This window comes from Zobellia russellii, assembly GCF_044597075.1.
In the GTDB taxonomy this organism is placed as follows: Bacteria; Bacteroidota; Bacteroidia; order Flavobacteriales; family Flavobacteriaceae; genus Zobellia; species Zobellia russellii.
Map to the genome: position 1 here is coordinate 3,359,215 of NZ_CP139000.1, position 14,482 is coordinate 3,373,696.

Consider the following 14,482-nt stretch of genomic DNA (forward strand, 5'->3'; position numbering starts at 1 on the left):
TGCCCTAATTTTGTCTACAGTCTTTAAACTAACTCCAACTTATTATAAAATGAGCGGATTGATAAAATCTTCGATAGCCCGAAAAGTGGTCATGGCCCTATCGGGTCTTTTTTTGGTCTTTTTTCTTTTGCAACACTTTGTCATTAACATTACTTCGGTAATTGCGCCCGATACTTTTAACGAGTGGTCGCATTTTATGGGTTACAACGGTTTGGTGCAGTACATCTTGCAGCCCGTACTTATAGCCGGTGTAGTAGTTCACTTTGTTATGGGTATTGCGCTTGAACTAAAGAATAACAAGGCAAGAGCCGTAAAGTACAAGAAGTACAACGGTGGAGCCAATTCTTCCTGGATGTCCAGAAACATGATTGTAACCGGTTTGGTTGTCCTTGCTTTTCTTGGATTGCACTTGTACGATTTTTGGGTACACGAAATGGCGTACAAATACATTGAGGTAAATCCTGAAGACCCAACACGTTATTATGCGGAAACCGTAGAAAAGTTTGAGCCGTTCTTGAGAACTATTCTTTACGTAATTTCATTTGTGCTTTTATCATTGCACTTATGGCACGGTTTTGCTTCGTCTTTTCAGTCGGTAGGGGTGAACAACAAGTACTCTGCAGGCATTCAGACTTTCACTAAAATATACTCGATAGTAATTCCATTAGGATTTATTTTTATCGCTCTTTACCATCATTTTAACCCAATAACACATTAATTATGGGCATATTGGATTCAAAAGTTCCAAAAGGGCCATTGGCCGCTAAATGGACCCAACATAAAAACGATATTAACCTCGTAAACCCTGCCAACAAACGTAATATTGATATTATAGTAGTGGGAACTGGGCTTGCAGGTGGTTCTGCCGCTGCTACTTTAGCAGAGTTAGGCTATAACGTAAAAACATTTTGCTACCAAGATTCGCCTCGTAGAGCGCACTCTATTGCCGCTCAGGGTGGTATTAACGCAGCAAAAAACTATCAAGGTGATGGCGATAGTGCCTACCGTCTTTTTTATGATACTATAAAAGGGGGCGATTACCGTTCTCGTGAGGCCAACGTTTATCGTTTGGCAGAAGAATCGGCCAATATTATTGACCAATGTGTTGCGCAAGGGGTTCCTTTTGCAAGAGAATATGGTGGATTGTTGGACAACCGTTCTTTTGGTGGTGTTCTGGTGTCGCGTACGTTTTATGCAAAAGGACAAACAGGGCAGCAGCTTTTATTAGGTGCCTATGCGGCCATGAACAGACAAATCAATAGAGGTAAAATACAATCGTTCAACCGTCATGAAATGATGGATTTGGTACTTGTTGATGGAAAAGCAAGAGGTATCATTGCCCGTAACTTAGTTACTGGGGAAATTGAGCGTCATTCGGCCCACGCCGTGGTTTTGGCTACCGGAGGTTACGGGAACGTATTCTTCCTATCTACCAACGCTATGGGAAGTAACGTAATGGCCGCTTGGAGAGCACACCGTAAAGGAGCGTTCTTTGCAAATCCATGTTTTACCCAGATTCACCCTACTTGTATTCCGGTTTCAGGTGACCATCAATCTAAATTAACGTTAATGTCCGAGTCGCTCCGTAATGACGGTCGTATTTGGGTGCCAAAACGTATTGATGATGCAGTTGCGATCAGAGAAGGGAAATTAAAACCTATTCAGCTTAAAGAAGAAGATCGCGATTACTACTTAGAGCGAAGATATCCTGCTTTTGGAAACTTGGTGCCTCGTGACGTGGCTTCACGTGCGGCCAAAGAACGTTGTGATGCCGGTTTTGGAGTGAACAAGACGGGAGAGGCCGTTTATTTGGATTTTGCTTCGGCAATTCAACGTTACGGTAAAGAGGAAGCGCTTACACAGGGTATTAAAAATGCCGATGATAAGGAAATTACACGTTTAGGTAAAAAAGTAATAGAGGCGAAATACGGAAACCTTTTTCAGATGTACGAGAAAATCGTAGATGAGAATCCGTATGAAACCCCAATGATGATTTACCCAGCGGTTCACTATACCATGGGCGGTCTTTGGGTAGATTATAACTTACAGACCACTATAGAAGGATGTTATTGTGCAGGTGAAGCTAATTTTAGCGATCACGGAGCCAACCGTTTAGGGGCTTCTGCATTAATGCAAGGTCTTGCAGATGGCTATTTTGTATTGCCTTATACAATTGGAGATTACCTATCCAAAGATATTAGAACGGGAGCCATCCCAACGGATTCGGCGGAGTTTGATGCTGCAGAAACTGCGGTTAAAGAAAGGTTGAACAAATTAATGTCCGGTAGCGGACAGCACTCTGTAGATTATTACCATAAGAAATTAGGTAAGATCATGTGGGATAAGTGTGGTATGGCCAGAAACGCCAAAGATTTACAAATTGCCATTGATGAAATTTCTGCACTACGTGCCGATTTCTGGGCAAATGTAAAAATACCAGGAAAAGCAGACGGCATGAACCAAGAGCTTGAAAAAGCGGGTCGTGTTGCAGATTTCTTGGAACTTGGCGAATTGTTCGCTAAAGATGCCCTAACCAGAAACGAATCTTGTGGAGGTCACTTTAGGGAGGAATACCAAACTGCAGAAGGTGAAGCGCTACGTGACGATGAGAACTTTAAATTTGTTTCCGCTTGGGAATACAAAGGAGAGCCTAAAGATGCCGTGTTGCATAAAGAGGAGTTGGTGTACGAGAATATTGAATTGAAGACAAGAAGTTATAAATAAATAGCTATGAAGCTTAACTTAAAAATATGGCGTCAAAAAGATGCTAAGTCCAAAGGTGAACTTGTAGACTATCCTATTAAAGGTATAGAAGGCGATATGTCTTTTCTTGAAATGTTGGATGTTCTTAATGAAGAACTGATCAACAAAGGAGACGAGCCGGTACAATTTGACCATGACTGTCGTGAAGGAATTTGTGGTGCTTGTTCATTGCAAATAAATGGTGAGCCTCATGGTCCAGACCGTTTGGTAACTACATGTCAGTTGCATATGCGTAAGTTTAAAGATGGCGATACTATTGTTATTGAGCCATTTCGTGCAACGGCCTTTCCGGTTATCAATGATTTGGTTGTAGATAGAAGTTCTTTTGATAGAATTCAACAGGCTGGTGGGTATATTTCCGTAAATACTTCAGGTAATACGGTAGATGCCAATGCAATTCCTATTAACAAGCATGCGGCAGATGAAGCAATGGATGCAGCAACCTGTATTGGTTGTGGAGCATGTGTAGCAGCTTGTAAAAATGCCAGCGCCATGTTATTTACATCGGCAAAAGTATCGCAATTTGCTTTGTTGCCCCAGGGGCAAGTAGAAGCCGTTGATCGTGTTCAAAATATGGTACGCCAAATGGATTTGGAAGGTTTTGGTAACTGTACCAACACCGGAGCGTGTGAAGTGGAATGTCCTAAAGGAATTTCATTAGAGAACATTGCCCGTATGAACCGTGAATATTTAAGCGCTACTACAAAAGGATAACCTATATACGAGTGCTAAACGCACTTTATAATATTTAAAATCTCAAGCACCTATTTTAGGAGTTTGGGATTTTTTGTTATTTTAAACTATGCCCAAAGACTATCCTAAAGAGCGAATTAAAGTTCCCCGTTTTAACGAGGAATCGGGTTTCTATACTACGCCCAAGCGCTCTAAAATCATGAGTAAGATCAGGGGCAAGAACACAAAACCGGAACTGGCATTTAGAAAGGCGCTTTATGCGGCCGGGTACCGCTATCGCATAGACTACAAAAAGTTGATCGGTAAACCGGATATCGTCCTAAAAAAATATAAAACCGTCATTTTTATAGATGGTGAATATTGGCATGGCCACAACTGGGAGGAAAGAAAACCAAAGGTAAAGACCAATAGAGAATTTTGGATTGCTAAAATAGAACGGAACATTCAGCGGGATGAGGAAGTCAATGAAGAGTTAGAGCGCTTAGGTTATAAGGTGTTTCGATTTTGGGAAACCGAAATTAAAAAGGAACTTGATCGATGTTTAACTGAAGTAATCCATCATTTGCAATCTTATCAATAGAGCAAGTATCCATTTGTTTTCCGTCAATGTAAACTGCTATTAACCGGTATCTTGCAGTATAATAAATTAATAATAATTAAAAAATTATACATATGAAGAGGATAGCAATTTTAGCTACAAATGGATTTGAAGAAAGCGAATTAAAATCACCCAAAGAAGCCATGGAAAAAGAAGGCTTTAAGGTAGATATCGTGAGTCTGGAATCAGGGGAAATCAAAGGATGGGCCAATGGCAATTGGTCTAACTCATACAAAGTGGATAAAACCATAGATCAAGTAACTGCGGAAGACTATAATGCACTAATGTTGCCTGGCGGTGTTATTAACCCTGATAAGCTGAGAAGAGAAGAGAAAGTATTAACTTTCGTAAGAGACTTCTTTAAGCAAGAGAAGCCCGTAGCAGCCATATGTCATGCAGCTTGGACACTAATTAGTGCAGACGTTGTAAAAGGCCGTAAAATGACTAGTTTTAATTCTATTAAGGACGATTTAGTAAACGCTGGAGCGAACTGGGTAGATGAGGAAGTAGTAGTAGACCAAGGGTTTGTAACCAGTAGAAATCCTGATGATTTACCAGCCTTTAATTCAAAACTGGTAGAAGAAATTAAAGAAGGTAAACACGAAGAACAGCACGCATAGGAATAAAGCGTAGCTAACCGTGATTAAAATATGGCCTCTGCAAACTGCAGGGGCTTTTTTTATTTCAGACTTAAGGAAATTTAAGTAGCGCTTTATAGCATTTCATCGGTGAAATGAGCCGCTTGTATTTTTCACAACAGGCTGGGATGAGTTCACAACAATAATTTAGGCGAATGAGAAATCGTCCGTAAGTTTACAGTGTAATTAAGTGATAGTAATGACCCCAAATCTACTCTTGAACTTAACCGAAACAAGTAACGAATCCCAAGTCCGCTACTTAACCTACAGAAGCTTATAGAAAATACCGGTCCCCACCGGAAAGCTTAAAAACCTACTTAAAAAGAAAAGCCCCGATAAGGGGCTTTCTTTTTTTTCGCTGTGTTATGGGTCAATCAATAGTAAACGTTACTTCTGAAGGTTTTCCGCTACCTTTTAATTGAACCGTATATTTCCCTTTGGGCAAATAGGTTTTTCCGTCCTTTGCAGTCTCTAGATTTGTTTTGCTCTTTTTTTCAAAAGCTGCTTTTCCGGCATCTGTAAAGGCTAGATCATACGAAAGTATATTAAGGCCCTTATCCGCTTTTAGTTCCGCCTTACTCACAATTACACCTTGGTCAGAGGTAATAACAGCTTCATATGAATTGGTTCCAGCACTATAAAAAGTAATATCAAGACCCGGTGTGCTAGCTTTTGCCCAAGTGCTTGGCGGGTTGCCCCAATTTTTAGAGTGTTTAATATTTTCCAAACCAAAAACCACCAACTCTTTTTTAAGTAGTTCAGGAGTCATTTTTTGAAGAACCGAAATAGCTGCTTTATAAATACTTCGCCCGTGCGTACCAACTAAAAGATGCTTGGCTTCCGGTTGAATTACCAAATCATGAACGGCCACATTAGGCATTCCGTTTTGAAAAAGCTCCCAAGAACTCCCTTGATCAAAAGATACGTACAGACCATTATCGGTTCCAACAAAAAGAAGGTTTTCGTTTTCAGGGTCTTCAACAATTACGTTTACTGCAGCCGTAGGAATACCAGTTGCAATGGTTTTCCAAGTTTTTCCATAGTCGTCGCTTTTAAAAATATAAGGTGTAAAATCATCCCACCTGTAACCGTTTAAACAGAGATATACACGCTCTTTTTTATGTTTGGACGCGACAATACGGCTCACCCAAAGCTTGGCATCCGTTTGAATTTCATCTATGTTTTTTGAAATGTTCTCCCAGTTGCTTCCTCCATCCTTTGAAAGATGAACGAGTCCGTCATCACTTCCCGCGTACAAAAGGCCAAAGGAGAAAGGCGATTCCGATAAGGTAGTGAGTGTTCCGTAGGCCACATTGCCCCGTTTTCCACCGTGGGTAAGGTCTGGTGATATCGTTTCCCAATTATCTCCTTGATTCATGGAACGATGAAGTTTGTTGCTGCCCAAGTAAAGAATATCTTGGTTGTGTGGTGAAAGCAAAATTGGGGTTTGCCAATTAAACCGGTATGGAGCCTCGCCCAATTCATGCTTTGGTTGAATATAGTATCGTTTTCCGCTGTTCTTATCAATCCTGTAATAATTACCAAATTGATATCCGGTGTAGACGGTATTATGGTTGCGGTTATCTATTTCTATTTGCATACCGTCGCCTCCCATTAGGGATTTCCACGGGTAATCTCCCGTTTGGTGCCATTTTTTGTTTTCCTCTGCATTATGGGTGCCTTCCCATACTCCATTGTCCTGTAGACCGCCATATACATGATAGGGCTCTTGATTATCTACATTTATCGCATAGAATTGGCCTACTGTGGGCGAGTTGTTCTTGATCCAGTTTTCCCCATCATCATAAGAAATATTAACACCACCGTCATTGCCATTTATTAGATGGCCCGGCATATATGGATTGACCCATAGTGCATGGTGATCGGCATGTACGTTATCACCGTTTATAGAAGTGTAGGTTTTGCCTCCATCTGCGGATTTTATTATGGGTACCCCTCCCAAATATATTTTGTTTACATCATTGGGGTCTACCCGTATTTCACCAAAATAATATCCGTAACTGTACAATAGACCATCAATATAATCTTCGTTCTGTTTTTGCCATGATTTTCCTCCATCATTACTCTGGTATACCTCTGCACCGATTACGGGCGTGTCAAAAAGGGCGGAATTTGCATTTTCTAGGTATTTAGTGATGTCTGCCGGTTTAGCTACTCCGCTGCGAATCATTTGTTTCACATTTTCGGCACGGTATTTTTCCTGAAAATTATTCGTTTTTAGAAAGGCGTTCAGTTTCTTGTCATCAAGTTTTAGAAAATCGATTTCAGACATCGACTTAAAATCTTCTTTTGACAGTTCATTGGATTTTTTTTCGGGCTTTTCAGTTTTCTCCCGATGTTCCTGATTATCTAGAAAAGCGTACACCGCGTTTTCATCAAATACGGCCAACCCAATACGGCCAACCCCATATCCGGTAGGAAAACCGCTTCCGTCATTTGAGATTTTTGTCCATGAACTTCCACCATCGTTACTTTTGTAAATGCCCGAATCGTTTCCGCTGCCAAGAAAATCCCATGCTTTTCTATCTTTTTCCCATGCGGAGGCGTAAAGGATATTAAAATTGCCCGGTACCTGAGCAATATCTATTACCCCGGCCGTGTCACTTATGAACAATGTTTTTTTCCATGTCTTGCCACCGTCTGTAGTTTTGTAGACGCCTCTTTCGGTATTTGGTGAATATAAGTGGCCTGTAACACCTATAACTACCTCATTTGGGTTGTTCTCATTTATAAGAATGCGTCCAATGTGGTGGGAGTCTTTTAACCCAACATTCTGCCATGTTTTTCCCTGATCGATTGATTTTAAAATTCCCACTCCCGAGTAAGAGGATCTAGAGGCGTTGTTTTCGCCAGTTCCCACCCAAATTGTGCCCGTTTTCCAGTGAACGGCAATATCACCAATATTCTGGGTTTCCGAGGAATCCATTATAGGAGAAAAAGAAGTTCCGTTATTGTTGGTGTACCATAACCCGCCACTGGCATACGCTACATAAAATTCTATGGGATTTTCAGGATTCACATCTAGATCAACAACCCTGCCGCTCATAACAGACGGGCCAATATTTTTTAAAGGGATGTTCTTTACCAAAGAAGTGGAACCCATTTGTTTCTTAAGCCGAAGCCCTTGCTGAACAGCTTCATATGAACTAGGCATATTTTGTGCGTTGCCGGTAAGCCAAAAAAGCAAGAGTAAGGATAGGCCAAAAAGTCTCATGATAATCAGTTTTCTACGTAACGGAAAGTTACTAAAACTGAGTTATAATTTGCGCTTAACCCTAAGAAATACAGATAAAACTTACAAGTAAACCGTCATATACTAACAGTTAACGAGGAAACAGTTAAAATTTACAATTTCTGTTGTGTCCTAACTTAAATTTTTGTTAATTTATTCAAGAGGATGAAGCTAAAAACCAGTTTAAACGTCCTTTTCAGTAAAATATTTGACCTGTTTACCACAGGTTTTAGAACAAGTAACATAACCAACTTTAATTAGGGACCCCAAAGGTTTTAACAAACCTTTGGGGTCTTACCATTTGTGGGTTCTTGTAAATCATTAATTTTGATAAAATTCAAAAATTGATATGAAGTACAATCAAATAAAGAGTAGTCTTTTTATTAAAAACAGAAAGAAGTTTATGGCCGCAATGCAACCTAAAAGTATTGCTGTTTTTAACTCTAATGATATTTACCCAATAGGTGCGGATAGCACCTTGCCTTTTGAGCAGCATAGGGACCTATTTTATTTAAGTGGTGCAGATCAGGAAGAAACGATATTGGTTCTTTTCCCGGACGCACTTTCCAAGAAACATCGTGAAATACTTTTCGTAAGGGAAACCAATGCCCATATTGCCGTTTGGGAAGGAGAAAAACTAACGAAAGAGAAAGCTACGGAAGTCTCGGGAATTGAAACCATTTATTGGTTACAGAATTTTGACAAGGTATTTTTTGATTTGATGACCGAGGCAGATACCATCTACTTCAATACCAATGAGCACTACAGACAAGCGGTTGAAACCCAAACCCGTGAGGACCGCTTTATAATTGATTGTAAACAAAAGTTCCCTGCACATAAGGTAGCTAAGAGCAATCCAATTTTACAAAAGATAAGAGGTATAAAAGAACCCGAAGAAATAGAACTGATGCAGACGGCCTGTAATATTACGGATAAGGGGTTCCGTCGTGTGTTGAGCTTTACAAAGCCCGGTGTTTGGGAGTATGAGATAGAGGCGGAACTATTGCATGAATTCATTCGCAACCGTTCTAAGGGTTTTGCATATTCGCCCATAATTGCGTCGGGTAATAATGCCAATGTTCTACATTATGTTGAAAACAACCAACAGTGTAAAAGTGGCGATTTAATTTTGATGGATACCGCGGCGGAATATGCCAATTATTCTTCAGACCTGACTAGAACAATTCCCGTTAACGGAAAATTTACCCCTCGTCAAAAAGAAGTGTACGAAGCTGTTCTGCGCGTAAAGAACGAGGCTACTAAAATGCTTGTGCCGGGTACAATTTGGGCGGACTATCATGTAGAGTGTGGAAAACTGATGACTTCCGAACTTTTAGGCTTGGGACTATTGGATAAAGCCGATGTTCAGAATGAAAATAAAGACTGGCCCGCCTATAAAAAGTACTTCATGCACGGCACCAGTCACCATATTGGATTGAATACACATGATTATGGAGAACTGAAGCAACCAATGGAAGCCAATATGGTCTTTACCGTGGAGCCCGGCATCTACATCCCAGAGGAAAAAATGGGAATCCGCATAGAAGATGATGTGGTCATCCAAGAAAAGGGAGAACCGTTTAACCTAATGGCCAATATACCTATTGAAGTAGAGGAGATTGAAGAGTTGATGAATAAGTAAAATATGTATTAGTTGACAGGGGTGGTTTTATGTCCGTGATTTATCTAGAAGATTGACCATTATAAAAGCCACCCCTGCCGGCAATACCCATCCCAGGCTATATCCACTTAAAGGAATATACCCTTGAACATCGGATAAGGCTTCGGTAAAACCAATACTTCCCAAAAAATCCGGAACACTGAAAATTACGGTAAGTAAAACCACTGCTCTGAACACTTTTTCAGAAGCAAACTTTTCCGGCACTATATTTAAAAGAATAAGCACAATGGTAATAGGGTATATGAACATTAGTGCGGGCAGTGCAATGGCAATAATGTACCCCACATTAAACTGGCCCATGACCACACCTAAAACACAACCCAGTATGGCGGTAGTTAAATATACGGCCTGTGAATCGTGAAACCTGTATTTTATAAAATCTGCCGTACCGGTTACAATTCCCACTGCGGTGGTAAAACAGGCTAGGCTTACCAGAATGCTCAAAAATAGATTGGCGGTATTACCCAAGGTTTTGGTGCTAATGCCACTAAGTAAGGCCGTACGTGAAATATCTACATTGAATTCGCCGTGCATCAAAGCACCTGTAATGATGAGTCCGGTGTAAATAAGTAGCAGACTTAGTCCGGCTAACCACCCCGAACGTCTGATCAGAACTTTCTTTTCTTCGTAAGTAGCATCTTTTTTCTTCAGGTTGATTGAAATAATAATTACGCCACCCACCACAACCGCGCCTATGGCATCAAAAGTTTGGTAACCTTCAAGAATGCCATCTGAAAACGGATTCTGAAATACAGTATCGCTAAAAGTGAAATCATAGGAAAATATAGCCGTACCTATTATAAGGAACAAAATCAAGATGATAGCTGGGGTCAAAAGCTTTCCTAAAATATTCAGTATTTGAGAACGGTTAATGACAAATACAAAAACAAGCGCAAAATATATAATACTGGTTAACAGCGGAGGTGAATCAAAAAAGGGCTGAATGGCCATCTCATGCGTAACCGCTGCCGTACGTGGTGAGGGCAAACTTATAGAAATCGTGTAGATAAGTAAAGAGTAGATGAGACTAAAAGCGGGTGAAACTTTTTTCCCAAAGTCAAAAATTGTACCCTGTAATTTGGCATGTGCCATAATGCCCATAATGGGAATGAGTACCGCGGAAGCACAAAACCCCAAAGCCACCAACCACCATAGATCTCCGGCTTTGTTGCCTAGAAGGGGAGGTAGTATGAGGTTACCGGCCCCAAAGAATAATGAGAACAATGCAAAAGCGGTAACCAGTACCTCTCTAGTTTCCTTTGTTAGCATAAAACGTAATTAGAAATACAAAGATGAACCATTTCTATTTGTCTATTGGATTGTTGTACTTCATCGAAAATTTAGATGGTCATTCATCGAGATCGACGAACGGCAAGCTAAAAAACAAGATGTAGTTGTTCTAACATAAAATCGCTGAAAGATACCGTAAATTCACCTGATAACAAATGTGCGGGAAGCCGATATTAAGGTGTTGTTCATCGAATAAAATGTATTTCATCGAAAAAACGGCACAATCGTAAGACCTTGCCCAATAAAAAAAGATATGGTAGCGTTCAAGTAGAAAGAGTGCCTAAAATCACTAAAAAGTATAGACCCAAATTTGCAGTAAGCGGCTTCCCAAAAGCCGATGATGCGTTTTAAACCTACAACCATGAAGAAGTTTTTTTGCAGTTTATTCGGGCATCACTACACGGTGTCAAAAAAAGTGACCCTCCACATTAAAGAGTACAAATGTATCCATTGTGGAAAACAAGTTACAACAGACGTAAGTGGAAACCTTTCAACGCTTACTCCGGAACTGCAGGATATTAATAAAACTTTAGAAAATATATTTCAGAAAAGACATAGGGCAGCAGAGCATGCCGCTTAACTATGCTTTGGCACCGAAATCCTGAACCGTTATTGGCATCGGGATTTTAAACTTATTTCCGGAAATTTAGGAAACAGCCTCGTTCTCCACTGTCGTTCGCCCCACAACAGTATAAGTTAGGTATGTCCTTTTTTTTCGGGAATTTTTTGTTTTTAAACCTCTCTAGATAGTTTGTAATAATCTATATTACAGCAACTTATAAGTTGTTTTCTTCTATTTTTTTTAGAATTTTAGCGCTTATGAGGTCAATTTTTGCATCGGGTAAATCATGCCCCATATTATCTACCCATAAACTATCTGCTTTTGGAATTACCTTTGCCATTTTTCTTCCATGTTCAATAGGTATAACAGGGTCTTGTTTACCGTGAACGACAAGCACAGGCAATTTTAATTTTGATAGGCCATTATATCTTGGTTCAGCGGTCTCAATCGCTTTTTGATGTTGTCTTCCCGCAATAAAATGAAAGCCATCCCGCCTTTCAATATTATAAAGAGCAGCTTCCGCTAGGGGTTTGCTGGCTATAGGGCCTGTGGCCTCTCCCATTAAAATTCTTTTCTGAACAAACTGAAGTTTCATTTGAGCTTTTTTTCCGCCAAAAACACCATATTTTAATACGGCGCTTATCATTTTTGGAAGAACTTCCGGAGATGGTGTGGGCAGAGTAGAATCGAACAAATCTGCGGAAGACATAATAGAAGTTAGACTTTTAAATCGGTTTTCTTGTTGAATTACCGCAATTTGAGATATCATACCACCCATGGATACGCCAAGAATATGGGCCTTTTCAATATGTAAACTATCAAGAATTGCAATGGGGTCATTGGCCATATTGGCAAGAGTATACTCCTTGTCCGTTTTTTTTAGACGCTGGGTGAGACCTGTTCCTCTATGGTCATAGCGTATAACATCATAACCGGCTTTATTAAATTTTGAAATAAAACTCGGAGGCCACGTGAGGGCGTCGTTGGCAGCACCCATTACCAATAAAATAGTCCCTTTTTTAGGGTTTGTAGCTGGGATATGCTCGTACCAAATTTTCCAACCGTCAGAAATGGCAAATCCTATTTTACCCTTAACCATTTCGGGCAAAGGTTCGTGAATAACCGTTTTTATCAGTGATTCCGTCTCATTGGATAATTTGGGAACGGACGCACAGGCATAAAATAGGAAGGTAATTAGGGCCAAAACGAAAAACCTAGTTACCCAATACCTACACCTATTACGCTTTTTCATAGAAGTGATTTAGTCCTTTGATTTGAATGAATTCCACCCTTGGGCGGTCAATTCAATTTTGGTATTGCCTCTTGTGACTAAATGGGCACCTTCACTCTCATGGGTCATATGACCAATTACCGTTAAATTGGGATTTCCTTTTATTTTTTCAAAATCATTCTGTGAAATAGTAAAAAGAAGTTCATAGTCTTCCCCTCCACTTAGAGCTACCATGGTGCTATCTACATTAAATTCCTCACAAGCGGAAATCACGGTAGGATCTAACGGAATTTTTTCTTCAAACAGATTACAACCTATTTTACTGTTTTTGCAGAGATGAAGAATTTCGGATGAAAGTCCGTCACTTATATCGATCATTGCGGTAGGCCTTACCTCTAACTTTTTTAAAAGTTCAACAATGTCTTTTCTAGCTTCGGGTTTTAATTGTCTTTCAACAATGTATGAATAGGGCGATAAATCAGGTTGATTATTAGGATTCACCTTAAAAACCTCTTTTTCACGATCTAATACCTGAAGACCCATATAGGCAGCACCTAAATCTCCGCTAACAACTAAAAGGTCATTTTCTTTTGCCCCATCACGATATGTGAGTTCCTCTTCTTTTGCCTCGCCTAACGCGGTAATACTAATAAGCATTCCTGAGGTAGAAGATGTGGTATCTCCTCCTATAAGGTCTACATTAAAAATCTTTGCAGCAAGGGCAATACCGGCATATAGTTCTTCTAGTGCCTCTAACGGGAAACGGTTAGAAACGGCCAATGAAACGGTTATTTGGGTAGCCGTTGCATTCATGGCATACACATCGGATAAGTTTACCATCACCGCTTTGTAACCCAAATGTTTTAAAGGCATATAGCTGAGGTCAAAATGTACCCCTTCTATCAGTAAATCGGTTGTTAAGACGGTTTTATCCTTATGGTCAATTACAGCGGCATCATCTCCAACACCTTTAATGGTGGAATTGTGGGTGATTTCAAAATTTTTGGTCAAATGGTCTATAAGTCCAAATTCACCAAGTTTTTCCAGGGACGTGCGTTCTTGATTTTTATCTTCTAACATTTTGCAAAAGTAAGAATGATAATTTTGATAGCCTTAATTTTTAATGAATGGAGGAAAACAAAATTGTATACAGGTTAAATCCGGGTTTATACAGCCACATAAAACACTCTTTTTTTACGGAAATATCAGTGAAATTCTCCTTTGACTCAATTTTTGATAAAGATTTTTCCAAATACATACCTCTGCTTTTTATTAATTGAATAAGATTGGGACATCAATAGAAAAAGCTTATTGCAATATGCGTTATAATAATGTTAGTTCTTATGGTAAAACCCTACTAATACCGTATATTTGTAAACTATTTAGATTAAATCCAAATGCTTATGATTCAAGTATCTGAGACTGCGAAAAAGAAAGTCATAGACTTAATGACCGAGGGAGGTTTTGATGCCTCAACGGACTTTGTTCGCGTAGGTGTTAAGAGTGGTGGGTGTAGCGGCTTATCGTATGAACTCGATTTTGACAAGAAGAAAGAAGAAACCGACAAGGTTTTTGAAGATAACGATGTGCGCATTATTGTAGATAAAAAAAGTTTTCTTTACCTAGTGGGTACAACGCTAGACTATTCCGGCGGATTGAACGGAAAGGGGTTTGTTTTCAACAACCCTAACGCACAACGCACCTGTGGTTGCGGAGAAAGTTTTTCGTTATAAACGGAAAATAGTAAAAGAACTAATTATTCAATTACCTAGT

12 protein-coding genes are annotated in these 14,482 nt (G+C 39.8%); 8 read left to right on the plus strand and 4 right to left on the minus strand.

What is annotated here, in order from left to right:
- Positions 1-49 precede the first annotated feature (49 nt).
- The 5 genes from SJY45_RS13675 to SJY45_RS13695 all read left to right on the plus strand — a co-directional run bounded on the left by SJY45_RS13675 (position 50) and on the right by SJY45_RS13695 (position 4,674).
- Entirely contained in the window at positions 50-718 is a 669-nt protein-coding gene (locus SJY45_RS13675; protein ID WP_289037946.1) for a succinate dehydrogenase cytochrome b subunit, read from the plus strand.
- A 2-nt stretch (positions 719-720) separates the two neighbouring features.
- Positions 721-2,724 carry a fumarate reductase/succinate dehydrogenase flavoprotein subunit gene (locus SJY45_RS13680; protein WP_289037948.1) on the plus strand — a complete coding sequence of 668 codons (2,004 nt, stop codon included), beginning with the start codon at positions 721-723 and terminating at the stop codon, positions 2,722-2,724.
- Positions 2,725-2,730: 6 nt separating this feature from the next.
- Positions 2,731-3,477 (plus strand): succinate dehydrogenase/fumarate reductase iron-sulfur subunit, encoded by a 747-nt coding sequence (locus SJY45_RS13685; protein ID WP_215436524.1) that lies wholly within the window; start codon positions 2,731-2,733, stop codon positions 3,475-3,477.
- A gap of 88 nt (positions 3,478-3,565) precedes the next feature.
- Positions 3,566-4,036, plus strand: coding sequence for a very short patch repair endonuclease (locus SJY45_RS13690; RefSeq protein ID WP_215913359.1), 471 nt, complete (start codon positions 3,566-3,568; stop codon positions 4,034-4,036).
- A gap of 92 nt (positions 4,037-4,128) precedes the next feature.
- A complete protein-coding gene (locus tag SJY45_RS13695; protein ID WP_289037952.1) occupies positions 4,129-4,674 on the plus strand; it encodes a type 1 glutamine amidotransferase domain-containing protein in 546 nt (181 codons plus the stop codon).
- A gap of 388 nt (positions 4,675-5,062) precedes the next feature.
- On the opposite strand, the gene SJY45_RS13700 is transcribed toward SJY45_RS13695, so the two are convergent.
- Positions 5,063-7,927, minus strand: a complete 2,865-nt coding sequence (locus tag SJY45_RS13700; RefSeq protein ID WP_400071402.1) for a VPS10 domain-containing protein — start codon at positions 7,925-7,927, stop codon at positions 5,063-5,065.
- A gap of 367 nt (positions 7,928-8,294) precedes the next feature.
- Here SJY45_RS13700 and SJY45_RS13705 point away from each other — a divergent pair, with 367 nt between their 5' ends.
- Entirely contained in the window at positions 8,295-9,587 is a 1,293-nt protein-coding gene (locus tag SJY45_RS13705) for an aminopeptidase P family protein (RefSeq protein ID WP_400071404.1), read from the plus strand.
- A 27-nt stretch (positions 9,588-9,614) separates the two neighbouring features.
- Here the strand turns inward: SJY45_RS13705 and brnQ are convergent, their stop codons facing one another.
- Positions 9,615-10,895 carry a branched-chain amino acid transport system II carrier protein gene (gene brnQ / locus SJY45_RS13710; RefSeq protein ID WP_400071406.1) on the minus strand — a complete coding sequence of 427 codons (1,281 nt, stop codon included), beginning with the start codon at positions 10,893-10,895 and terminating at the stop codon, positions 9,615-9,617.
- Between the two features lie 382 nt (positions 10,896-11,277).
- Here brnQ and SJY45_RS13715 point away from each other — a divergent pair, with 382 nt between their 5' ends.
- The gene (locus tag SJY45_RS13715; RefSeq protein WP_038236978.1) at positions 11,278-11,496 is read left to right on the plus strand and encodes a hypothetical protein; all 219 of its coding nucleotides are present in this window, start codon (positions 11,278-11,280) and stop codon (positions 11,494-11,496) included.
- Between the two features lie 196 nt (positions 11,497-11,692).
- Here SJY45_RS13715 and SJY45_RS13720 read toward each other — a convergent pair whose 3' ends face one another.
- Together SJY45_RS13720 and thiL are read right to left on the minus strand one after the other, a co-directional pair.
- A complete protein-coding gene (locus tag SJY45_RS13720; RefSeq protein WP_400071408.1) occupies positions 11,693-12,730 on the minus strand; it encodes an alpha/beta fold hydrolase in 1,038 nt (345 codons plus the stop codon).
- Positions 12,731-12,739: 9 nt separating this feature from the next.
- Positions 12,740-13,789, minus strand: coding sequence for a thiamine-phosphate kinase (thiL, locus tag SJY45_RS13725; protein ID WP_215913353.1), 1,050 nt, complete (start codon positions 13,787-13,789; stop codon positions 12,740-12,742).
- 323 nt (positions 13,790-14,112) lie between these two features.
- On the opposite strand from thiL, the gene SJY45_RS13730 reads away from it, so the two are divergent.
- On the plus strand, positions 14,113-14,442 hold the full coding sequence (locus SJY45_RS13730; RefSeq protein WP_215436501.1) for an iron-sulfur cluster assembly accessory protein: 330 nt from the start codon (positions 14,113-14,115) through the stop codon (positions 14,440-14,442).
- Positions 14,443-14,482 lie beyond the last annotated feature (40 nt).